This window comes from Arthrobacter sunyaminii, assembly GCF_018866305.1.
Classification (GTDB): domain Bacteria; phylum Actinomycetota; class Actinomycetes; order Actinomycetales; family Micrococcaceae; genus Arthrobacter_B; species Arthrobacter_B sunyaminii.
Genome location: NZ_CP076456.1, coordinates 1984024 through 2007602, shown reverse-complemented (window position 1 = coordinate 2007602; position 23579 = coordinate 1984024). Strand labels below are relative to the sequence as shown.

Here is a 23579-nt window from a genome sequence, read left to right as displayed (position 1 = left end):
CTCAATGAACGTCATGAAGAAATCGCTCACCGCATTGGCCCTCGCCGGGTTGCTGGGCATGACCGCCTGCTCCGCCGAAGCCGCCAAGGGTGAGGCTGCAAACACCCCGGCAACCGAGACGGCCACCGCCTCGAGCGAGCCCACGGAAAGCTCCTCCGCCCCGAGCAAGCCCAAAGAATCTTCCTCCGCATCTCCGAGTGCGTCCGAAACCAAGTCCAAGGACCTCCAGGACGAGCTTGCAGCGTTCGGTGAAGAGTGGACGTATGAGGATGGACTGACCGTGAAAGTCTCCTACCTCGGAGGCGCGACAGCGAGCCAGTATGCCTCGGGTGCAGAAGCCACCGGAGGTCAGCTGCGCCTGTTCGAGGTGAGCATCACCAACAACAGCGGAGAGATCTTTGATCCCGCCATGTTCAACGCCTCCGTCAATTACGGGGCCGAAGGCACCGCCGGCAAGCGCGTCTTCGACACGGGCAGCGGCCTTGAGGGCCAGTTCCAGGGCAAGATCCTCCCCGGCGGCACCCAGACAGTGAAAATGGGTTACGCGGTTCCGAACGATGCCCCGCTGGACCTGCTGGTGACCACAAGCCCGAGTTGGGACCATGAGGAGAAGCTGTTCCACGGCGAAGCCGTCAAGCCGTAGCATCCCCCTCTGCAGCACGAAAAGGCGGCCCGCATCCGGAAGATGCGTGCCGCCTTTTCCGTGCCCGGGTGACGTGCGTCAGAGGCGCTCGATGATGGTGACGTTGGCCTGGCCGCCGCCCTCGCACATCACCTGCAGGCCGAACCGTCCGCCGCTGCGCTCCAGCTCGTTCAGCAGCGTGGCCATGATGCGGGTGCCCGTCGCACCGATGGGGTGGCCGAGCGCGATGCCGCCGCCGTTGACGTTGATCTTGTCCTGCTCGATGTTCAGTTCCTGCGCCCAGGCCAGCACCACGGAGGCAAAGGCCTCGTTGCATTCGAAGAGGTCAATGTCGGAAACCTTCATGCCGGCGCGCTCGAGTGCGTAGTCGGTGGCGCGGATGGGACCGGTGAGCATCCATACCGGGTCATCGGCGCGAACCGAAATGTGGTGAATACGTGCCCGGGGCGTCAGCGAATGGGTGGCCAGTGCGCTCTCGGAAGCAATCAGCAGGGCGCTCGCGGCGTCGGTGATCTGTGAGGCAACTGCCGCGGTGATCCGGCCTCCCTCAGTGAGGACCGGAAGAGTGGCCATCTTTTCCAGCGACGTGCCGCGGCGGGGTCCCTCGTCCTGGGACAGTCCGGCGATCGGAACGATTTCGCGGGCAAAACGACCCTCGTCGGTGGCAGCGATCGCCCGCAGATGGCTTTGCAGGGCAAACTTTTCCATGGCCTCGCGCGAGATATTCCACTTCTCGGCGATCATTTCGGCCGAACGGAACTGGGAAACCTCCTGAGTTCCGTAGCGTGCCACCCAGCCGGGTGACTGCGCAAAGGGAGTGGTGAACCCGTACTGTTCGCCAAGGGTCATGGCGGCCGAGATGGGGATGGCCGACATGTTCTGCACTCCGCCGGCCACGATGAGATCCGCGGTTCCCGACATCACGCCCTGGGCGGCAAAGTGCACGGCCTGCTGGCTGGAGCCGCACTGCCGGTCAATGGTCACGCCGGGAACGTGGTCCGGCATCCCGGCGACCAGCCAGGCGGTGCGGGCAATGTCGCCGGCCTGCGATCCCACCGTGTCCGTGCACCCGAAGATGACGTCGTCAACGGCGCCGGGATCAATTCCGGTGCGTTCCACCAGCGAGGCAATGACATGCGCACCCAGATCAGCGGAGTGGATACCGGCCAGGGATCCGCCCCTGCGGCCGCCGGGCGTACGGACAGCGTCAACAATATATGCGGTACTCATTTGGTTGCTCCCCTTAGGCTTGCTGGCTGCTGACGGACACGACTTCGCCCGTCATATAGGACGAATAGCCGCTGGCGAGGAACACCATGACATTGGCGATTTCCCATGGTTCGGCCGCACGGCCAAACGCCTCGCGCGAGGTGAGCTGCTCCAGCAACTCATCCGAGGTGACCTTTGCGAGGAACGGGTGCATGGCCAGGCTCGGTGAGACGGCGTTGACCCGGATTCCGTAGGGTGCCACATCGAGGGCAACGGAACGGGTGAGTGCCATGACTCCGGCCTTGGCTGCGGCATAGTGGGCCTGGCCCTCCTGTGCCCGCCAGCCGATGACCGAGGCGTTGTTGATGATGACGCCCTTTACGTCGTTGCGGACCATGCGCCGGGATGCAGCGCGCACGCTGCGGAACGTTCCCGTCAGGGTGACGTCCAGAACCTTGCTCCACTGGTCATCTGTCATTTCCAGGATGGAGACCGTGCCTCCCAGGCCGGCATTGTTGATCATGACGTCAACCCCTCCGGCGTCCTCGGCCAGATCCAGGAGGGCCTCGATCTGGTCCTCCACGGTGACGTCACAGACCGCCCAGCGGACGCGCTCGGCACCGAACTCGGCACCGAGCTCCGCTGCAGACGACTCCAGCCGTCCGGCATGGGTGTCCCCGAGCACCACCAGGGCGGCTCCTTCTTCCAAGCAGCGGCGCGCTGCCGCTGCGCCGATTCCGGCGCCGGCCGCAGCGGTGACGACGACGCGGCGTCCCGTCAGCAGTCCGTGGGCGGGGACGTAGTCGGGTACGGGCTGTGCGACGCGGGATTCAATCATGCGCGTGCCTCCTTCGGCAGGCCGAGCACACGCTCGGCAATAACGTTTCGTTGGATTTCGTCCGAGCCGCCGTACAGGGTGTCCGCGCGGCTGAACAGGAAAAGGGTCTGGAGTGCGTCCAGTTCGTAGGGAGCTTCGGCGACAGTGAGCCCGCCGGGGCCGGCAACAGCCATGGCGAGTTCGCCGAGGGAGCGGTGCCACGGCGCCCAGAGGAGCTTGGTGATCGAGGCTTCGATGCCCTGTTCACCGCTGAGCGTGCGCAGCCCGTGCAGGCGCAGCATGTCCAGGCCCATGTGTGCGGAAACAATCCGGTCCTGGATGATCGGGTCATCGATGGCACCGTTATTGCGGGCCAGGTCGACGACGGACTCCAGCTCACGCTGGAACGCAATCTGCTGCGCCAGAGTGGAGACGCCGCGTTCAAAACCCAGCGTGCCCATCGCCACCGACCATCCGGCACCGGGCTCCCCCACCACCAGGTCCGCGTCGGTGACGGCGCCGTCAAAGAACACCTCGTTGAACTCCGAGGTGCCGGTCAGCTGCAGGATCGGGCGGATCTCGACGCCGGGCTGGTCCATCGGCACCAGCAGATACGAGAGCCCGTCGTGCCTGCGGGGCCCGGATCCCGTGCGGGCGATCACGAAGCACCAGTTGGCATTGTGCGCCAGGGAAGTCCAAACCTTCTGCCCGTCGATCACCCACCGCCCGCCGTCGTCGAGCCTGGCTTTGGTGGACACGTTAGCGAGGTCCGATCCGGCACCGGGCTCGGAGTATCCCTGGCACCAGAGATCCTCAACTGCCACAATGCGCGGCAGGAATCGGTCCTGCTGCTCCTTGGTGCCGAAGGCAATCAGTGTTGGTCCCAGCAGTTCCTCTCCAAAATGATTGACGCGGGCAGGGGCGTCGGCCCGGGCGTACTCCTCATGGAAGATGACCTGCTGCAGAAGGCTCAGCCCGCGTCCGCCGTATTCCCGCGGCCAGCTGACACAGCTCCAGCCGTGTTCGGCAAGGTGGCGGTTCCACTCAAGGCGCTCCTCGAAAGCCTCGTGCTCACGGCCGGATCCGCCGAGTCCGCGCAGCTGCGCAAACTTCCCGACAAGATTGGATTTCAGCCAGCCACGGATCTCCTGACGAAACTCCTCGTCCTCCGCTGAATAGTTCAGATCCACGACACACCTTTCATCGCCCACCGCCATTGGTCATAAAGTCGAGCTTCGCCTATGCTAGCAAACCAAGCACTTGTTTGGTGAACTCCATCACAGCGGGAAGTGCCTCAGAGAGGAGCCACGATGAAGAATGATGATTCCGGCGAGGTTGTAACGTACGAGGTGCGCGGTTCCGTGGCAGTCGTCCGGCTGAACCGGCCCGAGTACCGCAACGCGCAGAATTCCAAGGTCACCTATGCACTGGATGCCGCGTTCACCGCCGCCGTCGAGGACGATGCCGTAAAGGTCATCGTCCTGGCCGGAAACGGAAAGCACTTCTGCGCCGGACATGACATCGGCTCCCCGGAGCGGGACATTGACCAGAGCTTCGAGCGCAAGGCCGTCATGTGGTGGGACCATGTGGGGGCAGCAGGCGTGGACTCCCGCCTTGCCCGGGAATCCGAGGTTTACCTGGGCATGTGCCGCCGCTGGCGGGAGATCCCGAAGCCGATGATCGCAATGGTTCAGGGTGCGTGCATTGCCGGCGGCCTGATGCTGGCCTGGTCCTGCGATTTCATCGTGGCCAGCGACGATGCGTTCTTCTCGGACCCCGTGGTCCGCATGGGCATCCCGGGCGTGGAGTATTTCGCCCACCCGTGGGTGATGAATCCCCGCGCTGCCAAGGAGTTCCTCTTCACCGGTGACCGCTTCACCGCGCAGCGCGCCCATGACCTGGGCATGGTCAACCACGTGGTGCCGCGTGAGGTCCTGGAGGACACGGTGATGGCCATGGCCGAACGCATCAGCGCGATGCCCCGTTTGGGCCTGGCGCTGGCCAAGAAGGCAGTAAACCAGTCCGAAGATTTGCAGGGCATGCGGGCCGGGATGGATTCCGTCTTCGGGCTGCACCATGCGGCGCACGCCCACAACGCGGAGGTGGGCGCCGACTCGCTGGCCGGAATGAACGTTCAGGGCATGCGGAACGCGGCGGCGGCCAAATGAACCTCGACCTGACCGAAGAACAGCAGGCATTCGCCGCCGAGGCGCGGGCCTGGCTGGCCGAAAACGTGCCGTCCGCACCGCTGCCGTCAATGGATACGGAAGCGGGTTTCGCCGCCCACCGCGAGTGGGAAGCCAAGCTGGCCGAAGGCCGCTGGTCCGCCGTCGCCTGGCCGGAGGAGTTTGGCGGCCGAAGCGCCGGCCTGGTCGAGTGGGTCCTCTTTGAGGAGGAGTACTACCGCTCCGGAGCTCCCACCCGCGTAGCCCAGAACGGTATCTCGCTGCTGGCCCCGATTCTCTTTGAACACGGAACGGATGACCAGCGCAACCGGTACCTCAACGCCATGACAGACGGCTCCCTGATTTGGGCACAGGCCTGGTCCGAGCCGGGAGCCGGCAGTGACCTGGCCTCCATCCGGAGCACCGCCCGCCGCGACGACGAGCGCGGCGGCTGGCTGCTCAACGGACAGAAAACCTGGAGTTCACGCGCAGTCTGGGCCGACCGCGGATTCGGACTGTTCCGCAGCGACCCCGCCGCGCAGCGCCACCGCGGCCTGACGTACTTCCTTTTTCCCATGGACGCCCCCGGACTCACCGTGCGCCCCATCGCCCAGCTCGACGGCTCAACGGGTTTCGCCGAACTGTTCTTCGAGGATGTCTTTGTGCCTGACGCAGACGTCCTCGGAGCTCCGGGAGACGGCTGGCGCGTGGCCATGAGCACCGCCGGCAACGAGCGCGGCCTCTCGCTGCGGGCCCCGGGACGCTTCTGTGCTGCCGCGGACCGGCTCATCGACCTGTGGGGCACCCACCAGCAGGAAGACCCCTTTGCCCAGGACGCCGTCGTGGACGCCTGGATCAAGTCCGAGGCCTATCGCCTCTACACCTGGGGCACGGTGAGCACACTGCAGGACGGCGGCGACATTGGAGCCGAAGGCAGCGTCAACAAGGTGTTCTGGTCCGAACTGGACATCGCCCTGCACGAGACGGCACTGGATTTGCTCGGTCCCGCCGCGGAACTGCGCGGAGGTCCCGGGGTGGCCGGCGGACGGTGGATGGATGACTACCTTTTCTCCATCTCCGGACCCATCTACGCAGGCACTAATGAAATTCAGCGCAACATCATTGCAGAACGTCTACTTGGCCTCCCACGCGGCGGCGACGGCAGGAGAGCGTCATGAAATTCGCACTGAGTGAAGAACAGCAGTCGCTGGCCGAGGCCCTCGACGAAATCATTGAGAGCGCCGGCGGCACCAAGGTCGCGCGGACCTGGGCAGAAGGGAACACGGAGCCCGGCCTGGCGTTGTGGAGCCAGCTGGCGGAACTGGGCCTGTTTGGCCTGTGCCTCGCAGAGGACGACGGCGGCATGGGCGGCACCGCAGTGGACCTCGCCGTTGCTTTCGAGCGGCTGGGATATCACGCGGTTCCCGGACCGTACATCGAATCCGCCGCGCTGCTGCCCGAGTTGGTCGACCCCAGTGTGCGCAGCGGCATCCTGGACGGATCACTGGTTGCCACGGCTGCCGTACCGGGACTCGTTCCCTACGCACTTGACGCCGCGGCAGGCAGCCGGTGCTTCGTCGTCGGCCCCGATTCCCTCTCCGACGCCTCTGCCGGACCCGGCGCCGCCTCCGTGGACCGGACCCGGAAGCTGAGCGAACTCACCGCCGTCGGCTCCGAAACCGCACTGCAAACCGCTGCGGTGGACCTTGCCGTGGACAGGGCAACACTGGCCTGTTCGGCCATGCTGCTCGGCGCCGGAGAGCGCCTGCTGGAGGAAGCCGTCAGCTATGCCAAGATCCGCGAGCAGTTCGGCCGGGCCATTGGCGAATACCAGGCCCTCAAGCACCAGCTCGCCGACGTGCGCATCGCCCTCACCTTTGCACGTCCGCTGCTCTACGGCGCAGCCCTGGACCTCGGCGGTCCTGACGGCGCCCGCAGCGTCTCCGCCGCCAAGGTTGCCACCGGTGATGCGGCCAACCTGGCAGCACGGGTTGCCCTGCAGGTCCACGGCGCCATCGGCTACACGGAGGAACACGATCTGGGGCTCTGGATCACCCGGGTCCGTGCGCTGCTGGGCGCTTGGGGAACGCCGCGGCACCACCGCTCCCGCATAGCCTCCCTCCTGCTTCCTGCAGCCCGTTGACCTTCCACACGTTGACCTTCCACACCTCGACCTTCCACACCTGAGGACACCATGGACTTCTCACTGACCGACGAGCAGAACGAGCTCGTCAAGACCCTGCGCGCAGTGCTCAACCGCCATGCCGCCTCCGCTGCCGTGCGCAGTGCAGCGGCCTCTGTGGTCGGCTACGACACGGATCTTTGGCGCACCTTGGCTGAAGAGGTGGGCGTGGCTTCCCTCGCCATTCCCGAAGAATACGGCGGGGCCGGATTCACCTGGTTTGAAACCGGCCTGGTCCTGGAAGCACTCGGTTACCAGCTGTCCCCCAGTCCCCTGCTGGCCTCAGCAGTACTGGGAGCATCCGCCATCCTGGAGTCGGCCGAAGAGGAGCCGCGTGAACGCCTGCTGCCCGGGATTGCCGAGGGAAGCAGCATTGCGACCCTGGCCTGGGCGGATGAACGCGGCGCCTGGAGCACCACCGGTTCCGGCATCACCGCCACGCCGGGCGAACAGGGGCCCGAGCAGTGGACCCTGGATGGAGCGGCAACCCTGGTGCTCGACGGCGTTACCGCCGACACGGTCATTGCCGTCGCGTCTACGCCGGAGGGTGTGGGTCTGTTCGAGGTTCTGGACGCCGCCGCGGTCCAGCGGGTGAACACCCCGGCCGTTGACACCACCATCCGGTTCGCGACACTGACCTTCAACCGGGTTCCGGCCCGCGCGCTTCAGCTGGACGCCGAAAGGTCGCTGGAGAGAATCCGCGACATCGCCGCCGTAGCGGTGAGCTGCCTGCAGGTGGGAACCGCGCAGCGCGGGCTGGACATGAGCGTTGAATACTCCAAGCAGCGCGTGCAGTTTGGCCGGGCAATCGGCTCCTTCCAGGCCCTTAAGCACCGGATGGCCGACATGCTCGTGCAGGTGGAAACGGCGCGCACCACTGCCTGGGCCGCGGCCTGGTCGGCCGGAACCAATGCTGCGGACCTGCCGGAACGCGCGGCGTCAGCCGCTGCGTGGTGCGCAGACGCCCTCGACAAGGTGGCCGCTGAAACTGTGCAGATTCACGGCGGAATCGCGATCACGTGGGAGCATGACGCCCAGCTGGTCTTCAAGCGGGCACATTCCACGAGCCAGCTCTTCGGGTCTGCGCGCGAGCACCGGCGCCGGCTGGGAGGGCTGCTGGGAATCATCCCCGCGCCCGCGGCCGGCGCCGAGCCCCGCCGGAGGCAGGAAGCTCTCGCTACGCTGTGAGCCCTACGCCGTAACCCCGCCGTCCACAATGAAGTCCTGGCCGGTGCAGTAGCTGGCGGCGTCACTGGCGAGAAAAGCCACCATCGTTGAGATTTCCCCGGGCCGCCCGGCCCGGGGAATCGGAAGCGTAGCTATGAATCCGGTGCCGGCACGGGTCTCCTCGGTGATCATCGGGGTGTCCACGGCACCGGGGCACACCGTATTGACCCTGATGCCGTACGGGCCGTATTCCCTGGCCGCTGACCGACTGGCCCCGCGCAGCCCCCACTTGGACGCGGAGTACGGCACGCGGTTGGCATAACCGGCGACGCCGGCCGTCGACGCGATGTTGATAATCGACCCGCCGGCCCCGCGCATGGCGGGAAGAACTGCCTGCATGCCAAGGATGGGGCCGATCAGGTTGATGTCGATGGCGCGTCGGATGATGTCCTCGCTCGTTTCCGCCAGCGGAGCAACCGGACAATAGCCCGCATTGTTCACCAGGACGTCCACCCGGCCGAACGCAGACACTGCCGCGTCCACCACCCGGGTCCAGTCTTCCGGTGAGGATGCGTCGTGCCGAAGGCCAAGCGCGTTGGATTCGAAGGTCCGGGCCAGGGCCGAAACCCCGTCGGCGTCCACATCGGTCAGCACGAGGCGCGCACCCAGACGGTGAAGCAGAGCCGCGTGCGCGCGGCCCTGTCCGCCCGCAGCGCCCGTGAGCAGCACGACTTTTCCGTCCAGGGAGATAACCGGTTCAACTGCGTTCATGGAAGTCCTTCACTGGTTTGGCGTGCATCAACAAATCGGCTTGTTCGTATTGTTCGTACTGTCGGGTTTCACTTTCCAACGGCTGTCCAGCCGCCATCAACAGCAAGGCACTGGCCGGTCACGAAGGTTGCGTCCAGAAGGAGGAAGACAATGCAGTCCGCCACCTCCTGCGGCGTCGCGAAGCGCCCCAGGGGTGTTCGGGCGAAAACGGAACCGGCGTCGTAACCGCCGTCGAGCATTTCCTGCACCATGGGCGTGAGGGTATGCCCGGGAGCCACTGAATTGACCCGAACACCGCCCGGCGCCCATTCGATGGCCAGATTCTCGGTGAGCTGCCGGACGGCCGCCTTGGCAACACCGTAGTCAGCCTGTTTCTCCCATCCGCCGTACGCCGTTGTGGATGAGACCGTCACGATTGACGCCGGAGTCCCCGCGAGCTGTTGCACCACCGCGCGGCTAACCACGAGCGTACCGAGCACATGCACGTCCAGGACCCTGCGTGTGTGCTCCACATCCAGGTCCACCGCGGGCAGGAAAGCGCCGCGGATGCCGTGACAGGTCACCAACCCGGTGACGACGCCGCCGCGCGTCCGGGCACGGGCGATTGCCTCCGCCACGGCGGGCTCCTCCGACACATCGATCGCCATGTAGTCCACGTTTTCGGGCCGGCTCCCGGCCACCGGATCCTGCAGGTCGAATACCGTGACGCGGGCGCAGCGCCCGGCAAGCTGCTCGACGGCGGCTGCACCGATCCCGCTGGCGCCCCCGGTCACAATAATGTGCCCGCCCCTGCTCTGCCCCATGCCTGTCCTCCGCGACGTTGGTTTGTCTTGTGCGCGGCACCGGTACGGCGCCATGGGGTCATGCTAGTCTAGCTACCAAACAAGCGCTAGGTTTCGCAATGATGCGGGAAATGAGGACCGGATGCCCGACAAGAGGATTGGACTTAGTGAGGCGGTTTCGTCCATTGAGTCAGGAATGACCATTGGCATCGGAGGGTGGGGATCGCGGCGCAAGCCCATGGCGGCGGTCCGCGAACTGCTGCGCAGCGACGTGACCGACCTGACCGTTGTCGCCTTCGGCGGCCCCGACGTCGGCCTGCTGGTTGCCGCGGGCAAGGTCCGCAAGCTCATCTACGGCTTCGTCTCGCTGGACAGCATTGCCCTGGATCCCCTGTTTACCGCAGCACGGGAACGCGGCGAGCTGGAGATCAACGAGTATGACGAAGGCATGTTTGTCACCGGACTGCGCGCCGCAGCCTCGCGGCTGTCCTTCCTGCCCACGCTGGCAGGCATCGGGTCCGACGTCATGGCCGCGAATCCGCATCTGAAGACCGTGGCATCCCCCTACTCCGATGACGAGTATGTTGCGGTGCCGGCGACCCCGCTCGACGTGGCCCTGATCCATGTGAACCGCTCGGACAGCGGAGGCAACGCGCAGTTCCTCGGCCCGGATCCGTACTTTGATGACCTGTTCGCCATGGCGGCAGCGCGCACCTTCGTCACCACGGAGCGGATCGTGGAAACGGAAGACCTGCTGGACGAAGGCTCGTTCCACACCCTGATGCTCAGCCGCATGTACGTCACCGGTGTCATTGAGACCCCGCGCGGTGCTCACTTCACCACCTGCGAGCCGGACTACGGCCGCGACGAGGCATTCCAGAAGCACTACGCCGCCTCCGCCAAAGACCCCGAAAGCTGGCGCGCCTTTGTCGCCGAGTTCCTCGGCGGCGACGAAGCCGGCTACCACGAGGCGGTTGCCCGCTTCCACGCAGTACAGGAGAAGAAGTAATGACCGCAGACGCCACCACCGCCGAAATCTGCATCGCGGCGTGCTCAGACACCTACCGTGAGTCCGGCGAGATCCTCGCGCACGCCGTGGGCACGATTCCGACCATCGGTGCCAGGCTCGCCAAGCTCACCCACTCCCCCGACCTGGTCCTCAGCGACGGGGAAGCCTTCATGATGAGCGAGCCGCCGCCGCTGGGCAAAACGGCTGCCGGCGGCGGGACCATCGAAGGTTGGGCGCCGTTCCGCCGCATCTTTGACATCGTGGCCAGCGGCCGCCGGCAGAGCATGATGGGCGCCAGCCAGATTGACCGCTACGGAAACCAGAACATCTCGCTGATCGGCGACTGGAACAAGCCCAAGCGCCAGCTCATCGGCGTGCGGGGAGCTCCGGGCAACACCGCCAACCACCGGGTGGACTACTGGGTGTCCCGGCACAGCGCCCGCCTGTTCGTCGAGTCCGTGGACATGGTCTCAGGCGTTGGCAACGACCGTGCGCGTGCGGCCGGCACCTCCATGCGGTTCCACCACCTGGGCGTGATCGTCACCAATCTTGCTGTCCTGGGCTACGACGACGACGGCCGTGTCACGGTGCTCTCCATCCATCCCGGGGTTGATCCCCAGGAGATCATCGACAACACCGGCTTCGCGCTGGAGGTGGAGGGTGCTCCGCTTACCCGCGTTCCCACGGACGAGGAGCTGCACCTCATCCGCGAGGTGCTGGATCCGCGCGGGAGCCGGTCCCGGGAAGTCCCGAACTAGACCGGCTCCTGAACGGATCAGTCCTGCAGGAGGCCTGAGTGGATCAGCTCAAGGAAGTGGCGGCCGGCACTCTCGGCGGAGTGCCGGCCGCCCGGGCGGAACCAGCGCACCGTGGACCAGACGGCGTCACGAATGAAGCGGTAGGTAATTGCCGAGTCAAGGTCGGCGCGGAAAACACCCTCGCGCTGGCCCTCCTGGATCACGCTGAGCCAGATCGATTCAATGCGGGCGCCTTCCTCGGCCACAAACTCGAAGCCTGGAATGTTGGCCAGAAACGCCGCCTCATTCTGGTAAATGCCAACGGCGTCCGGTTGTTTCTCGATGGTGACAAAGGCAGTCCGGACGAGTTCGTCAAAGACATGCCGCGGCCCGCCGCCGGCAGCGGCAATCTCCTCCGACCGCTGCCGCAGTCCACCCTGGAAGGACCGCAGGATTTCCTCCAGGATCGCTTCCTTGGAGGAGAAGTGATGGTAGAGGCTGCCCGAGAGGATGCCCGCTTCATCGGCAATGTCACGCACCGTCGTCGCGGAGTATCCGCGGGTGGCTATCAGGTGGGCGGCAATGGCCAGTAGCTGTTCCCGCCGGTCGGAACCCTGCTCACTGGCTGCTGATTCCGGTTTCTTGCGCGTTGCCATCATTTCTCCTTATATACGAATTCACCCAAGCATTTGCTCAATTCTCCCGCATTTTAGGCACGTTACTGTATTAGCCGCGCCATTGCGTTTTTTGTCACATGGAATGAAAGGATTCCTCGATGCATCTCTCTGACGCACGGACCATTCCCCAGCTGCTTGCCGACATGGCGCGGCTCGGCGACCACCCCGCCGTCGTGGCCGCAGACACTGCCGTTTCCTACGGTGAACTCAGCGAACGCATCGCGGAGGCCGGGCGCGCCTACCTGGCACACGGTGTGGGCCCGGGCGATAGGGTGGGCCTCTGGGCCCCGAACCGGCTGGACTTCATTCTCGCCATGCTGGGTGCACAGTCGGTCGGAGCGGCGGTGGTGCCGCTGAACACCCGCTACACCGGCCATGAGGCTGCCATGATCCTGCGGCGCTCCGGCGCGTCGGTACTGGTGGTTGCCGATGATTTCCTCGGCCGCCGGCCCCTGGAAACGCTCCGCACTGCAGCAGTGGATGCCGTCAGCGACGGTGCTGAAGAGCCGGCCCTTTCAGCGCCGGTGCCGGGCCTGCCCTCGGTGCGGCTTGTCGTGCGGCTCGACGGCACGGCGGATGAGCCCGGCGAAAGCAGCTGGAAGTCCTTCCTCGCCGACGGCGCGGGTGAGGAGGAGCGCTTCGATGCGGCGGCTGCAGCCGTGCAGCCCGACGACGTCGTCGACATCCTGTACACCTCCGGAACCACCGGCCTGCCCAAGGGGGTCATGAGCGCGCATCGGCAGACACTGGGCGTTGCCCGGGCCTGGGCAGCGGGTGCTGAGCTGTCCGCCGAGGACCGCTACGCCATCGTCAACCCGTTCTTCCACGGTTTCGGCTATAAAGCGGGGGTGATCGCCGCGCTTTTGGCCGGGGCCACGATCTATCCGGTGGAAACCTTTGATGCTTCGGCACTGCTGGAGCTGGTCCAGAAAGAGCGCATCAGCGTCCTGCCCGGCGTGCCTACCATCTTCACCTCGCTGCTGAACCATCCGGACCTGAAGAGGTACGACACTTCATCCCTGCGTTTCGCCATTGCCGGGGCCGCAACGGCCCCGGAAACACTCTTCCGGGACATGTCGGAGGTGCTCGGTTTCCGCACCGTGGCGCAGGCGTACGGCATGACCGAATGCGTGGTGGCAACGCTGTCCCGGCCCGGTGAATCCCTGGAACATGCCAAGCAGACCACGGGGCCGGCAGTGGCCGGCGTCGAGATCCGGGTTGCCGATGCAGCCGGGAACGATGTGCCTGTCGGTGACGACGGCGAAATCCTGCTCCGCGGCGAGAATGTGATGCTGGGGTACTTCGATGACCCCGAGGCCACTGCCAATGCCGTGGACGCCCAGGGCTGGTTCCACACCGGCGATATCGGCCGGCTGGACGAGCACGGCTGCCTGAAGATCACTGATCGATTGAAGGACATGTTCATTGTCGGCGGCTTCAACGTCTATCCGGCCGAGATTGAAAACGTGCTGCGGCAGCACCCCGCCGTCAACGAATCCGCCGTGGTAGGCGTCGACGACGAGCGGATGGGTTCAGTGGGCAGGGCCTACGTTGCCCTGCTCCACGACGCCGATCCGATGCCGACGGCTGATGACCTGGCCGCGTTCTGCAAGACCCGGCTGGCGAATTACAAAGTGCCCCGCAGCTTCGTCATCGTCAATGATTTCCCGCGCAACAGCACCGGAAAGGTGCTGAAGTCAAAGCTGTGAGCCGGTAAGCCGGACCGGATCACCGGCACACATGAAAAGGGCGGCTGCAGGGAATCCTGCAACCGCCCTTTTGTGCGCACACTGGAGTTTGTGCGCCGGCAGTGGCTAGCTCAGCCGTTCCAGGATCATGGCCATGCCCTGGCCGCCGGCCACGCACATGGTTTCGACGGCGAACTGTTCGTCGCGCTCCTGCAGTGCGTGGATCGCCGTCGTGGTCATGCGCGCCCCGGTCATGCCGAAGGGGTGGCCCAGCGCGATGGCACCGCCGTTGACGTTCACCTTGTCCGGGTCGATGCCGATGTCGTCGATGGAGGGCAGCACCTGGGCGGCAAAAGCCTCATTGAGCTCCATGATGTCCATGTCGCCGATGGACATTCTGGCATTGGCCAGCGCCCTGCCCACGGCGTCAACGGGACCCAGCCCCATCAGCTCCGGCGTCATAGCTGCAACACCCGTCGAAACGATGCGGGCCAGCGGAGTCAGTCCCAGTTCGGCGGCGCGGCGGTCGCTCATGATGACCAGGGCGGCGGCGCCGTCGTTCAGCGGGCAGCAGTTGGCAGCCGTGACGGTGCCGTGCTCGCGGAACACCGGCTGCAGTGTTGAGAGCTTCTCGAGCGTGACGCCGGCGCGCAGACCGTCATCAGTGGAGACTACGGTTCCGTCGGACAGGGTAACCGGGGTGATGTCGGTCTTCCAGAAGCCGCGCGCTGCGGCGGCCTCGGCGAGGTTCTGGCTTCGCACCGCCCACTCGTCCTGCGCTTCGCGGGAGACGCCGCGCAGCTGGGCCACGTTTTCGGCAGTGTCGCCCATGGCAATGTAGATGTCGGGGTGTTCTCCGCGTTCGCGGGGATCACTCCAGCGGGCTTCGTGGTCCTTGGCCATGGCCTTGGTGCGCTCCATGCCGTCAAAGTACGCCGGGTTCTTGGTGTCCGGCATGCCGTCGGACTTGCCGAAGCCGAAGCGCGAGACAGTCTCCACGCCGGCTGAAATGAACACGTCGCCCTCACCGGCCTTGATCGCATGCAGTGCCATCCTGCTGGTCTGCAGGGATGAGGAACAGTAGCGGTGCACCGTGGTGCCCGGAACGGAATCCAGGCCAAGCTGCATGGCCACCATGCGGGCAATGTTGTAGCCCTGCTCCCCCGCCGGCTGGGCGCAGCCCATCATCAGGTCATCGATGGTGGCCGGGTCGAGACCGGGAACGGCGTCAAGGGCGGCCCGCACCATCTGCGCGGCGAGGTCGTCACCGCGCATCCCGCGCAGCGAACCCTTGTTGGCCCGGCCAATGGGTGAACGTACCGCAGAAACAATTACCGCTTCGGTCATCAGTGTGCTCCTTCTACTTCGTGAGGTTTGAGAATGTCGGCGTGCGGGGTGTGGGCCAGGAAAGCGGGCCATTCGCCGCCGCCGTCGACGTCGAGCACTGCTCCGGTGATGTGGCTGGCCAGCGGCGAGGCCAGCATGACGCAGGCGGCACCAATCTCGTCCGGACGGGCCAGCTGTCCGCGCGGAATGGTGGCTGCCACGCGGGCATAGCTGTCGGCATCGCCGTAGTGGTCCGCGGCGCCCTCGGTCGCCACCAGTCCGCAGCTCACCGCGTTAATCCGGATCCGCGGCGCCCACTCGACAGCCAGGCTGCCGGTCAGGCTTTCGAGGGCGGCCTTCGCCGCCCCGTAAACCGCAGTGCCGGGGCTGGGGCGGCGGGCGCTGATCGAGGTGATGTTGATGATCGATCCGCCCTGCTCCTGCGCCATCATGACCGGGTGCACCGCGTTGGCCAGCTGGGCCGCGGAAAGGAAATTCAACTCCGTGATTGCGCGCTGGTAGCGGGCTGAACCGCTCTCGAAACGGCCGAAGGGCGAGCCGCCGGCATTGTTGACGGCCACGTCAATGCGCCCGCGGCGCTCGACGACGTCGGCAACCCAGGCACGCACCTGCGCATCATCGCGCACGTCAACGGCGCTGAAGTGCACCGTCTGCGACGCGGTTCCGGACGGCGGTTCGGGTTCTGTCCGGCCGCAGATTTCGACGGCGGCGCCGGCGTCAACGAAGGCGTCAACAATGCCGGAACCCACACCGCGTGCGCCTCCCGTAACGAGTACAACCCAGCCTGTGAGATCGATAGTTATCGACATCGGTTCCCTGCCCTTTCTTCGCGACGGCGCGAATGGTTCACACTGTACCAAGCAAACGCTAGGTTGTCGTTAAGCGGTCTTGCGTGGTGGCTGCCAGCCGTCACGGGTGGTGCGAAGGTGCACCAAAGTAGGCCCGCTTCAGGTCCTCAAGATCAACCGAAGCAGCCGGTCCGGCGAGAACGTTGCGGCCCATATCCACAACCACCACGTCATCCGCGATGGCCACAGAGGCTTCCACCGCCTGTTCCACCAGCACTATGCCGATCCCGGTCTCCTTCAGCTCGGCGACCCGCTGCATTACTTCCTTCACGACAACCGGAGCGAGCCCGCCGGAGGGCTCGTCCAGGAGCAGCAGCCGCGGCTTGGCCATGAGTGCGGACCCAATCGCCAGCATTTGCTGCTGGCCGCCGGACATGCTTCCGGCCGGCAGGGAGCGCTTCTCCTTGAGGATCGGAAACAGCGAGTAGATGCGCTCGATTTCCTCGTGTAGCACGGCACGGCGCACTTTTCGAATGCGCCCGCCCAGCAGCAGATTCTCCTCGATGGTTTGGGCGTGCAGGACGCGTTTGCCCTCCTGCACGTAGGACATTCCCATTCGCACGCGATCCGCCACCGAGCGCTTGTCGATCGGCTCACCGTCAAACGTGATGCTGCCGCCTGCAAGTTTGTTCAGACCTGACACAGCACGGAGAGTCGTTGTCTTGCCGGCACCGTTACGGCCCAGCAGGACCGTCAGCCGTCCGGCCCGCACTTCGAAAGACACGTCCCGGACCACCCGCAGATCCCCGTATCCGGTGACCATTCGTTCGACCTTGAGCAGTGGAGCCTGCGTTGTCGCATTCATCGCTGACCTTCCGGTTCCATCATCGCTTCCTCATCTGCTTCGATGCCGAGGTACTCGTTGAGCACACGCGGATTTGATTCGATCTCGGCCGGTGTTCCGGTGGCCATGACCTCGCCGTGGGCCAGCGCCACGATGGTGTCGGCAAGGGAGAGCACGAGTTGGAAGTTGTGCTCCACCAAGACCACGGTGCCGCCGGCTGCCGTCACCTTGCGGACCACCTCCGAGAGCATCTCCACCTCGTGTTCGTCCAGGCCGGAGGCTACTTCGTCCAGGAGAAGCACTCCCGGGCGGGAGATCAGGCACCGGGCAACTTCGAGCATCCGGCGCATGCCCAGGGGCAGCGACACGGCTTCGACGTCGCGGTACTTAGTGAGGCCCACCAACCCAAGGACGCGGTCGGCCTCGCTTCGGTCTTCCCGCCGGATACGGCGGAACCCGGGCAGCTGGAGGACCGCCGCGGGGATCGATGCCCGGTTGGACATGTAACGCCCTGAAACGACGGCCTCAAGAACGGTGATTCCCTCGGGAATGTTGGGGGTCTGGAAGGTGCGGGCCACGCCGGCCCGCGCCACGGCGTCGGGCCCCGTGGAATCCAGCCGGCGGTCGTCAATGGAGATCGCCCCGGTGTCCGTCCGATAAAATCCGCAGACCATGTTCAACAGGGTTGTCTTGCCTGATCCGTTGGGGCCGATAAGGGCAGTCACCCGCCCCGGCTCGGCAGTCAGCGATACGCCCTTGAGCGCTTTGTTCCCGCCGAAGGCCTTCGAGACGTTGTCGATGACCAGCCGCTTGCCGGCAAAACCGGTGAGGGCGGTATCTGCGGGCGAATCCGGTGCGGCAGGCACCGGTCCTGCCTGCCGGGCCCGTGCATCGAGCCGGCTCACCGCCGTCCGCAGCAGGCCGGCGATGCCGCCGGTCAGGAACACGCCGCCCACAATCAGGAAGATCCCGGTGAAGAGCAGGGAGTATTCCTGGAACTCGCGGGAGCTGTTGGTTGCGAACTGAAGGATTGCCGCACCCACCAGGGCTCCGTAGATGCTGGCCGAGCCGCCCAGAATGGAAGCCGCCAGCACCGTGGTGGCAAATCCGAAGGCAAAGGCCTCCGGTGACACGTACAGGTCGACGTTGGCGAACAGCACGCCGGCCAAGCCGGCGGGAACAGCACCCAGCGCATAGGCCGTGAGCTTCATCCGGAACACCGAGATGCCCAGTGACGAGGCCAGCACCGGACTGCGTTTCAGGACACGGAATGCCACACCGTGCCGGGACACGATGATGTTGCGGACAATCACAAACCAGACGACGACGACGAGCGCCACCACCATGAACAGCATGTCGTCGGTGATGCGCTGGCCAAACAGGGTGGGCGGCGTGATACCGCTGAGCCCGTTGCGGCCGCCGGTTACCTCCTTGAAGATCGCCAGTACGTCCGGAAGCAGCAGCACGAGGAAGAAGGAGGTCATGGCGAGGGACCATCCACCCAGCCTGAGGCCCGGTACTCCGGTGATCAATCCGACCACCAGGGCGGCCAGCGCGCCCGCGGCCAGCTGGACCAGAATCTCGGTGTGTCCTGCCTTTGACATCAGGCCTGCGGTGTAGGCACCGGCGGCATATACCGCCGGCTGGCCGAGGGCGAGCTCGCCGGCGTAGCCAAGGCTCAGGTTGAGGCCGCTCACGACGAGGGCGAGGATCAGTGTGAGCTGCACCTGCCGCTGCGTGGAATAGGGAATTCCCAGCATGGGAAGAAGGACAATGATGATTCCGATCAGCAGCGGAAACACCCAGGCCGGCAGTGCGCGAAGTCGAACCCATAATGCCATGGCTAGACCGTCCTCTCTTTGGTGCGAACGAATAGTCCTGAAGGACGCAGGAGCAGGATGACGATCAGCAGGATGAAGACTGCCAGGACTGCAAACTCGCCTCCCAGATAACGCGCGGCCAGCGCTTCGGTCAGCCCAACGATGACACCGCCGACGGCAGCACCGGGCATCGAGCCGAACCCGCCGATCGCGAGGACCACAAAGCCCTTCAGTGCCAGGGCGGTGCCCAGGGTAGCCACGGCAAAGGTTTTGGGTCCGACGATAACTCCGAGCAGGCCGGCGAGGGCACCGGCAAAGATGAAGGTCATCAGCGCAAGGTTGCGCACGTTGACCCCGCGGAGCTGGGCAGCTTCGCTGTCCTCCGACATGCCGCGCAGGGCGAGCCCGGTCAGTGAGACCCGGCCGTAGACGGCGAATCCGATGACGAGCACGGCGACCACGAGAACGAGGGCTATCTCCACCGGATAGACCCGGCCGCCGAAGATGTCGATGGCTGAATCGCCGGCGAAGAAGGGAACCTTAAGCGGCTCGCCGCCCCAGAGAAGCTGGGCCGACCCGTCCAACAGCACTGCGGCCCCCAGCGTGGTGACCAGAACGTTGTGCTGGTCCTTCACCGGACGGATTGCGAGGACAAACTCGAGGTAGGCGATGCCCGCGACGATGATCATGGCCAGCACTGCAGCGATGACCGGATTCAGTCCGAAGACTGATACTCCGGTGTAGACGATAAACGCGCCGAACATCATGAGCTGGGCCTGGGCGAAGTTGAAGGTCTTGGACGAGATGAAAATGATGTTGTAGCCGATCGCAACCAGCGCGTAGACGGCGCCGAGCGCAAGGCCGCCAAGTATGACGGTCATCGGAGTTCTCCCCTCAGCCCGGTGCAGCCGGCGCTGCTGAACCCAAACGCTGCCTCAGCGGACTGGATGTGCGGACTCATGTTTCTTCCTCTGCGAACACGTTGATTCCTCTGTGAATTGTGATGCCGGATCCCGCTGCCGGGCTGTGCGGCCGCAGACGGGCCGGACGGCACCGCAGGGGCCGTGCAGGTGGGTGGGGAGTCAATCGGAACCTAGTGGTCCCGCGCTGCGAAACTGTGCCGCCGGGGCTCCTGCGGGGCGGAACGCCGGGTTAGTTGCAAACCCCGGTCCGCCATGATGGCGGCGACGTATCCGGGCTGGGAAAGCAGGTAGAACTCTCCGGCCGCCGCCTGGTCGAAGATGGCCCGCGCGGCATCCAGCGGATCCAAGGCTGTGGGAAGCAGGGTCATCATGTCCCTGCGGGCACCCTCTGCTGCTTCCAGGTCGCCCTCGAGAACTGTCCCCGCATCCGAGAAGATGCGGGAGGAGACGGCAGCGGGAAGCACGGCGGCAACACTGATGTCATGGCCGGCATGGTCCATATCCAGCTTCAGTGCTTCGGTGAGGCCCAGGACCGCGTGTTTGGTCGCCAGGTATGGTCCCTGGCGGCTGATGCCCGTGACCGCTCCGACTGACGCTGTGTTCCACACGGAACTCCTGCCGCCCGCCGAGATCATCCTCGGCACAAAGGACCGCACTCCGTGAAACACTCCGCTGACGTTGATGTCCAGGATCCTGCGCCAGTTCGCGACGGGGGTGTCCCAGAGGTATCCGAACTGCTCGATGCCCGCATTGTTGACCAAAAGGTCCACACGCTTGAAGATCCTGTAGGACGCCTCCGCCAGGCTGTCGACCTGCTCCGGATCACGGACATCGACCGCAAGCGCAACAGCGTTTCCGCCGGCCCGAACTATGTCATCAGCGACCTTCGTGGCAGCAGCCTCGTTGATATCGGCAACGACGACGTTCATGCCCAGGGCGGCGGCGTGCCGGACCAGGCCTTCGCCCAAACCGGATCCGCCGCCCGTGATGACTGCGGTTTTGCCGTTGTATAAGTGCTCCGCACTGCTCATGGTTGCCCCTTGATGCTCGCCCGATTTCCGCTGCGGTTCCTACTTCGCGACGTGGAACTGTCCGTCCTTGACAGCCGACGGCGGAATGAACTGGAACTCGTCGCCGGCAATGGCCGGTGAATGCTCATCCGCGCTGAAGACGTATTCGTTCAGGATGGCCGTCTCTGCTGTTTTGGTGACCTCCGGGTCCTCCAAGGCAGCGGCAAGTGCTTCGGGGTCATCCGTGCTTCCGACCGACTCGGCAGCTGCCTTGAGCAGCATCACGGCGTCGTAGTTGTAGGCAAGGATCAGGGTGGCCTTGATGGGGTCAATGGAGAGCATCGCTTCCACCGCACGGTTGGTTACTTCCGCTTCGGGGTTGTAAACCGTGCTTCGGTAGACCTCCATCACGAGGTTTTCCACTTGCTCCGTTCCCAACACCCCCGACGGAGGCGGAGTGTTGACCAGTCCGGTAGCGGCAACTGAAACATTGCCCACGACCGGTACATCCCAGCCCAGCTTTTCAAGACCCTGCAGTATGTACCCCAGCGGGGCTCCGTATGCATCCAAGGCCAGTACGTCCGGGTTCTTTGCCCGGAGCGCCTCGAGCTGCGGCGTCATGTCGAGCGAGGCGACGTCGTATTCTTCATTTCCGACGACCTTCATACCCCCGTCTGCAAACCCCTCGTCGGCCAGGTTGCCGTATGACTCGCCGTAGGAGCTGCTCCCGTGCAGAACGCCGACCGACGTGTACCCCATCTCTTCGAAGTGGTTCGCCTGGCCGGCCACGTGATGGCTGGGACCGGCGGAGATGTCAAAGTTCAGTGGAAAGACCGAGGGATCCAGCGAAGTTTCGGTAGGTCCAATGTTGAAGGAAAGGATGCCCGCCTGGTTGATGATGGGCAGCGTGGCATCCGCCACCTGCGATGGCCCGGAATTCAGGATGGCGTCAGGAGGCGTGTCGGAGTTTATGGCTTCGCGGACCAGCGTCACGGCAGCCGTAGGGTCGCCCTGGTCATCGGCAACCTCGACTTCGATGTCGCGGCCAAGAATACCGCCGTCTTCGTTTGCCACCTGAGCTCCGGCCTGAGCGGCAAGGACCGAGGTTGAGGCGTTGATGCCGAGCGCACCCTCGGCGCTCAGCGCGCCCAGGACGAGGATGCGGAACGGTTCGTCCCCTGCCTCTCCAGCTCCGGCCTCGCTGCCGCAGCCCGAGAGGATCAGTGCGGTTGTTGTTGCTGCTGCGGCAACCAAGAGTCCGCGGCGGCCGCGGAACGGCAAAACATTCATTGAACTTCTCCCTTGAAGACAATCCCGGGTGTGGGGGTGCAGAGCATGATCTCTCGCCGTGGCCCTGTCGAGACGGCCAGTAGTTCACCAAGCGATTGATTGTCTGGACGCTAACACAATGCGACGCTAGTCAACAAACGCTTGCTTGGCCAGTGGAAACTGTTAGTGTGCGGCAATGCAAACTTCCACAGAGGACCTGTCGTGCGCATCACCGGAATTCAGCGCGAAGCCCGGTGTTGCCCTGGTGGTGGGCGGTTCCGGCGGCATCGGTGCAGCCATTGTCCGCAGGCTGGCTGCCGGGGGAAGCACGGTGGCCCTGACCTACCGAAGCAATCGGCCTGATGGCCTGCTTACAGAGCTGGGTTCGGAGGCCTCGGCCCACCGCCTTGACGTGACCGACACCGCCGCCGTCGATGCGCTGTTCACGCAGCTCCTGGCCAGGCACGGCGCAATCCACACGCTCGTGCATGCTGCAGGACCGCACGTACCCATGGTTCATCTTTCCCGGGTCTCACCTGCGGAGTTCGCATCCCAGGTGGAGGCTGACCTCGTTGGCTTCTTCAACGTGGTGTCGGGCGCGCTGCCGGCACTGCGTGCCTCTGCCGGCTCCGTTGTTGTTGTCACCACCGCCGCCACCCGGCGTTATCCGGTCAGGGACGGTCTCTCCGCAGCGCCCAAGGGTGGAGTTGAGGCCTTGGCCATGGCACTGGCGGCCGAGGAGGGCAGGTTTGGCATCCGGGTCAACTGCGTCGGCCCGGGAATGCTGACCGAGGGAATGTCGGCGCGGCTCATGGAATCCGGAGATCTCGACGAGCGGGCGCTTGCCGCAGCCACGGCAAATATTCCGCTTCGCCGCTTCGGCAGCGCCGGAGACGTTGCCGAAGCGGTCGTTTTCCTGGCGTCGGACCGCGCCGGGTTCATCTCGGGGCAGAAGCTCGACGTCGACGGCGGGTACGGCGTCTAGCGCCGCTGACTCCGGGAGCAGGCACCGCGCTCCCCCGCCCGTCAGCGCTCGGCCGCTGCGCCTCCGCCGTCCCGTTCTGCCGCCTCCAGTTCAGCCAGGCGTTCGAGTACCCATTCCGCCCGGGCAGCTTCATCGCGGTAGTACTTTTCCGCCCACTCCAGTGCAAGTGCAGGAAAGCGCCAGGCCGGCACTTTCTCTGCCGAAAGGGCATGTGCTGCGGCGCGTGCGGCAGTATCCCGGGACTGGTCGGCATAGTCGGCCCACTGCTCGGCGAGCCGTTCGGCTTCACCGTTGTGTCCGGCCCAGAGCCGGAGCACCATGGACTGCTTGAGCACAACGGGGTCCGGCGCCTGCCCGTCAATCCATTCCCTCATGCGGCGGCGGCCCACACCGGTAATCGAATAGAGCCGCCGGCTTTTTGCCGCATGGGTCTGCTCGACCCGGGATTCAACCAGACCCTGATCCTCCAACCGCCTGAGTTCGGAGTAAATCTGGCTCTGGGACGGCGCCCAGTAATAAAACGCCAGGCTCTGTTCAGCCCACCGCTTGACGTCGTAGCCGGAGAGCTCCTCGCCGAAGGAGAGGATACCCAGCACAGCACGGCTGGTGGCGGGAAGTTCGGCCGGCGCCTGGGCGTCGGATTCGGGTTCAGTCTTCATTGCTCTTGACCCCCTGCTGGTCCTGTGTCATATTTCAAATCGTACTATGACTATTAGTCATAGTCTCCTTATTACTGTCCCCCGGAT

At 65.0% G+C, this 23579-nt stretch carries 23 protein-coding genes; 9 read left to right on the top strand and 14 right to left on the bottom strand.

The window, feature by feature from the left end; translation table 11 throughout:
- Nucleotides 1-4 precede the first annotated feature (4 nt).
- Complete coding sequence (locus tag KG104_RS08980) at nucleotides 5-643, top strand: hypothetical protein (protein ID WP_207346788.1); 639 nt, start codon at nucleotides 5-7, stop codon at nucleotides 641-643.
- Nucleotides 644-721: 78 nt separating this feature from the next.
- Here KG104_RS08980 and KG104_RS08975 read toward each other — a convergent pair whose 3' ends face one another.
- Genes KG104_RS08975 through KG104_RS08965 form a run of 3 tightly spaced genes read right to left on the bottom strand, consistent with a single transcriptional unit; the run spans nucleotide 722 to nucleotide 3859 of the window.
- The gene (locus KG104_RS08975) at nucleotides 722-1873 is read right to left on the bottom strand and encodes an acetyl-CoA C-acetyltransferase (RefSeq protein WP_207346787.1); all 1152 of its coding nucleotides are present in this window, start codon (nucleotides 1871-1873) and stop codon (nucleotides 722-724) included.
- Nucleotides 1874-1886: 13 nt separating this feature from the next.
- Nucleotides 1887-2690 (bottom strand): SDR family oxidoreductase, encoded by an 804-nt coding sequence (locus tag KG104_RS08970; protein ID WP_104054339.1) that lies wholly within the window; start codon nucleotides 2688-2690, stop codon nucleotides 1887-1889.
- Nucleotides 2687-3859 carry an acyl-CoA dehydrogenase family protein gene (locus KG104_RS08965; protein WP_237688565.1) on the bottom strand — a complete coding sequence of 391 codons (1173 nt, stop codon included), beginning with the start codon at nucleotides 3857-3859 and terminating at the stop codon, nucleotides 2687-2689. Before KG104_RS08965 ends, KG104_RS08970 begins: the two co-directional genes overlap by 4 nt.
- A 120-nt stretch (nucleotides 3860-3979) precedes the next feature.
- On the opposite strand from KG104_RS08965, the gene KG104_RS08960 reads away from it, so the two are divergent.
- The 4 genes from KG104_RS08960 to KG104_RS08945 are packed head-to-tail and all read left to right on the top strand — an operon-like array spanning nucleotide 3980 to nucleotide 8204.
- The gene (locus KG104_RS08960; RefSeq protein WP_104103498.1) at nucleotides 3980-4837 is read left to right on the top strand and encodes an enoyl-CoA hydratase; all 858 of its coding nucleotides are present in this window, start codon (nucleotides 3980-3982) and stop codon (nucleotides 4835-4837) included.
- Nucleotides 4834-6012 carry an acyl-CoA dehydrogenase family protein gene (locus KG104_RS08955; RefSeq protein ID WP_207346785.1) on the top strand — a complete coding sequence of 393 codons (1179 nt, stop codon included), beginning with the start codon at nucleotides 4834-4836 and terminating at the stop codon, nucleotides 6010-6012. The genes KG104_RS08960 and KG104_RS08955 overlap by 4 nt, the downstream gene beginning before the upstream one ends.
- Entirely contained in the window at nucleotides 6009-6977 is a 969-nt protein-coding gene (locus tag KG104_RS08950; RefSeq protein ID WP_207346784.1) for an acyl-CoA dehydrogenase family protein, read from the top strand. Before KG104_RS08955 ends, KG104_RS08950 begins: the two co-directional genes overlap by 4 nt.
- A 51-nt stretch (nucleotides 6978-7028) precedes the next feature.
- Nucleotides 7029-8204 (top strand): acyl-CoA dehydrogenase family protein, encoded by a 1176-nt coding sequence (locus KG104_RS08945; protein WP_207346783.1) that lies wholly within the window; start codon nucleotides 7029-7031, stop codon nucleotides 8202-8204.
- Between the two features lie 3 nt (nucleotides 8205-8207).
- Here the strand turns inward: KG104_RS08945 and KG104_RS08940 are convergent, their stop codons facing one another.
- The gene (locus KG104_RS08940; protein WP_207346782.1) at nucleotides 8208-8954 is read right to left on the bottom strand and encodes an SDR family NAD(P)-dependent oxidoreductase; all 747 of its coding nucleotides are present in this window, start codon (nucleotides 8952-8954) and stop codon (nucleotides 8208-8210) included.
- Between the two features lie 68 nt (nucleotides 8955-9022).
- Nucleotides 9023-9757 (bottom strand): SDR family NAD(P)-dependent oxidoreductase, encoded by a 735-nt coding sequence (locus tag KG104_RS08935; protein WP_207346781.1) that lies wholly within the window; start codon nucleotides 9755-9757, stop codon nucleotides 9023-9025.
- Between the two features lie 121 nt (nucleotides 9758-9878).
- Here KG104_RS08935 and KG104_RS08930 point away from each other — a divergent pair, with 121 nt between their 5' ends.
- The gene (locus KG104_RS08930; RefSeq protein WP_104054346.1) at nucleotides 9879-10745 is read left to right on the top strand and encodes a CoA transferase subunit A; all 867 of its coding nucleotides are present in this window, start codon (nucleotides 9879-9881) and stop codon (nucleotides 10743-10745) included.
- On the top strand, nucleotides 10745-11503 hold the full coding sequence (locus tag KG104_RS08925) for a CoA-transferase subunit beta (RefSeq protein ID WP_104054347.1): 759 nt from the start codon (nucleotides 10745-10747) through the stop codon (nucleotides 11501-11503). The genes KG104_RS08930 and KG104_RS08925 overlap by 1 nt, the downstream gene beginning before the upstream one ends.
- A gap of 17 nt (nucleotides 11504-11520) precedes the next feature.
- Here the strand turns inward: KG104_RS08925 and KG104_RS08920 are convergent, their stop codons facing one another.
- Nucleotides 11521-12138 (bottom strand): TetR/AcrR family transcriptional regulator, encoded by a 618-nt coding sequence (locus tag KG104_RS08920; protein ID WP_207346780.1) that lies wholly within the window; start codon nucleotides 12136-12138, stop codon nucleotides 11521-11523.
- Nucleotides 12139-12257: 119 nt separating this feature from the next.
- Between KG104_RS08920 and KG104_RS08915 the strand changes: the two genes are divergently transcribed.
- Nucleotides 12258-13868 (top strand): AMP-binding protein, encoded by a 1611-nt coding sequence (locus tag KG104_RS08915; protein ID WP_207346779.1) that lies wholly within the window; start codon nucleotides 12258-12260, stop codon nucleotides 13866-13868.
- Between the two features lie 105 nt (nucleotides 13869-13973).
- On the opposite strand, the gene KG104_RS08910 is transcribed toward KG104_RS08915, so the two are convergent.
- The 7 genes from KG104_RS08910 to KG104_RS08880 all read right to left on the bottom strand — a co-directional run bounded on the left by KG104_RS08910 (nucleotide 13974) and on the right by KG104_RS08880 (nucleotide 21869).
- Nucleotides 13974-15194 (bottom strand): acetyl-CoA C-acetyltransferase, encoded by a 1221-nt coding sequence (locus KG104_RS08910; RefSeq protein WP_207346778.1) that lies wholly within the window; start codon nucleotides 15192-15194, stop codon nucleotides 13974-13976.
- Nucleotides 15194-16003 carry an SDR family oxidoreductase gene (locus KG104_RS08905; RefSeq protein ID WP_207346777.1) on the bottom strand — a complete coding sequence of 270 codons (810 nt, stop codon included), beginning with the start codon at nucleotides 16001-16003 and terminating at the stop codon, nucleotides 15194-15196. Before KG104_RS08905 ends, KG104_RS08910 begins: the two co-directional genes overlap by 1 nt.
- A 100-nt stretch (nucleotides 16004-16103) precedes the next feature.
- Nucleotides 16104-16847 (bottom strand): ABC transporter ATP-binding protein, encoded by a 744-nt coding sequence (locus KG104_RS08900; RefSeq protein WP_104161021.1) that lies wholly within the window; start codon nucleotides 16845-16847, stop codon nucleotides 16104-16106.
- On the bottom strand, nucleotides 16844-18667 hold the full coding sequence (locus KG104_RS08895) for a branched-chain amino acid ABC transporter ATP-binding protein/permease (protein WP_207346776.1): 1824 nt from the start codon (nucleotides 18665-18667) through the stop codon (nucleotides 16844-16846). The genes KG104_RS08900 and KG104_RS08895 overlap by 4 nt, the downstream gene beginning before the upstream one ends.
- 2 nt (nucleotides 18668-18669) lie before the next feature.
- The gene (locus KG104_RS08890) at nucleotides 18670-19527 is read right to left on the bottom strand and encodes a branched-chain amino acid ABC transporter permease (RefSeq protein ID WP_104096793.1); all 858 of its coding nucleotides are present in this window, start codon (nucleotides 19525-19527) and stop codon (nucleotides 18670-18672) included.
- Nucleotides 19528-19739: 212 nt separating this feature from the next.
- Nucleotides 19740-20600: an SDR family oxidoreductase gene (locus tag KG104_RS08885; protein ID WP_104161019.1), complete on the bottom strand. Its 861-nt coding sequence runs from the start codon at nucleotides 20598-20600 to the stop codon at nucleotides 19740-19742.
- Nucleotides 20601-20639: 39 nt separating this feature from the next.
- Nucleotides 20640-21869 (bottom strand): ABC transporter substrate-binding protein, encoded by a 1230-nt coding sequence (locus KG104_RS08880; protein ID WP_207346775.1) that lies wholly within the window; start codon nucleotides 21867-21869, stop codon nucleotides 20640-20642.
- Between the two features lie 175 nt (nucleotides 21870-22044).
- Between KG104_RS08880 and KG104_RS08875 the strand changes: the two genes are divergently transcribed.
- Nucleotides 22045-22833, top strand: a complete 789-nt coding sequence (locus KG104_RS08875) for an SDR family NAD(P)-dependent oxidoreductase (protein ID WP_207346774.1) — start codon at nucleotides 22045-22047, stop codon at nucleotides 22831-22833.
- 41 nt (nucleotides 22834-22874) lie between these two features.
- Here KG104_RS08875 and KG104_RS08870 read toward each other — a convergent pair whose 3' ends face one another.
- Nucleotides 22875-23492 (bottom strand): PadR family transcriptional regulator, encoded by a 618-nt coding sequence (locus KG104_RS08870; RefSeq protein WP_104054360.1) that lies wholly within the window; start codon nucleotides 23490-23492, stop codon nucleotides 22875-22877.
- Nucleotides 23493-23579 lie beyond the last annotated feature (87 nt).

Coding starts and splice junctions, on each gene's coding strand:
- KG104_RS08980 (WP_207346788.1), top strand. CDS start 5: ATGAACGTCATGAAGAAATCGCTCACCGCATTGGCCCTCGCCGGGTTG.
- KG104_RS08975 (WP_207346787.1), bottom strand. CDS start 1,873: ATGAGTACCGCATATATTGTTGACGCTGTCCGTACGCCCGGCGGCCGC.
- KG104_RS08970 (WP_104054339.1), bottom strand. CDS start 2,690: ATGATTGAATCCCGCGTCGCACAGCCCGTACCCGACTACGTCCCCGCC.
- KG104_RS08960 (WP_104103498.1), top strand. CDS start 3,980: ATGAAGAATGATGATTCCGGCGAGGTTGTAACGTACGAGGTGCGCGGT.
- KG104_RS08955 (WP_207346785.1), top strand. CDS start 4,834: ATGAACCTCGACCTGACCGAAGAACAGCAGGCATTCGCCGCCGAGGCG.
- KG104_RS08950 (WP_207346784.1), top strand. CDS start 6,009: ATGAAATTCGCACTGAGTGAAGAACAGCAGTCGCTGGCCGAGGCCCTC.
- KG104_RS08945 (WP_207346783.1), top strand. CDS start 7,029: ATGGACTTCTCACTGACCGACGAGCAGAACGAGCTCGTCAAGACCCTG.
- KG104_RS08940 (WP_207346782.1), bottom strand. CDS start 8,954: ATGAACGCAGTTGAACCGGTTATCTCCCTGGACGGAAAAGTCGTGCTG.
- KG104_RS08935 (WP_207346781.1), bottom strand. CDS start 9,757: ATGGGGCAGAGCAGGGGCGGGCACATTATTGTGACCGGGGGCGCCAGC.
- KG104_RS08930 (WP_104054346.1), top strand. CDS start 9,879: ATGCCCGACAAGAGGATTGGACTTAGTGAGGCGGTTTCGTCCATTGAG.
- KG104_RS08925 (WP_104054347.1), top strand. CDS start 10,745: ATGACCGCAGACGCCACCACCGCCGAAATCTGCATCGCGGCGTGCTCA.
- KG104_RS08920 (WP_207346780.1), bottom strand. CDS start 12,138: ATGGCAACGCGCAAGAAACCGGAATCAGCAGCCAGTGAGCAGGGTTCC.
- KG104_RS08915 (WP_207346779.1), top strand. CDS start 12,258: ATGCATCTCTCTGACGCACGGACCATTCCCCAGCTGCTTGCCGACATG.
- KG104_RS08910 (WP_207346778.1), bottom strand. CDS start 15,194: ATGACCGAAGCGGTAATTGTTTCTGCGGTACGTTCACCCATTGGCCGG.
- KG104_RS08905 (WP_207346777.1), bottom strand. CDS start 16,003: ATGTCGATAACTATCGATCTCACAGGCTGGGTTGTACTCGTTACGGGA.
- KG104_RS08900 (WP_104161021.1), bottom strand. CDS start 16,847: ATGAATGCGACAACGCAGGCTCCACTGCTCAAGGTCGAACGAATGGTC.
- KG104_RS08895 (WP_207346776.1), bottom strand. CDS start 18,667: ATGGCATTATGGGTTCGACTTCGCGCACTGCCGGCCTGGGTGTTTCCG.
- KG104_RS08890 (WP_104096793.1), bottom strand. CDS start 19,527: ATGACCGTCATACTTGGCGGCCTTGCGCTCGGCGCCGTCTACGCGCTG.
- KG104_RS08885 (WP_104161019.1), bottom strand. CDS start 20,600: ATGAGCAGTGCGGAGCACTTATACAACGGCAAAACCGCAGTCATCACG.
- KG104_RS08880 (WP_207346775.1), bottom strand. CDS start 21,869: ATGAATGTTTTGCCGTTCCGCGGCCGCCGCGGACTCTTGGTTGCCGCA.
- KG104_RS08875 (WP_207346774.1), top strand. CDS start 22,045: ATGCAAACTTCCACAGAGGACCTGTCGTGCGCATCACCGGAATTCAGC.
- KG104_RS08870 (WP_104054360.1), bottom strand. CDS start 23,492: ATGAAGACTGAACCCGAATCCGACGCCCAGGCGCCGGCCGAACTTCCC.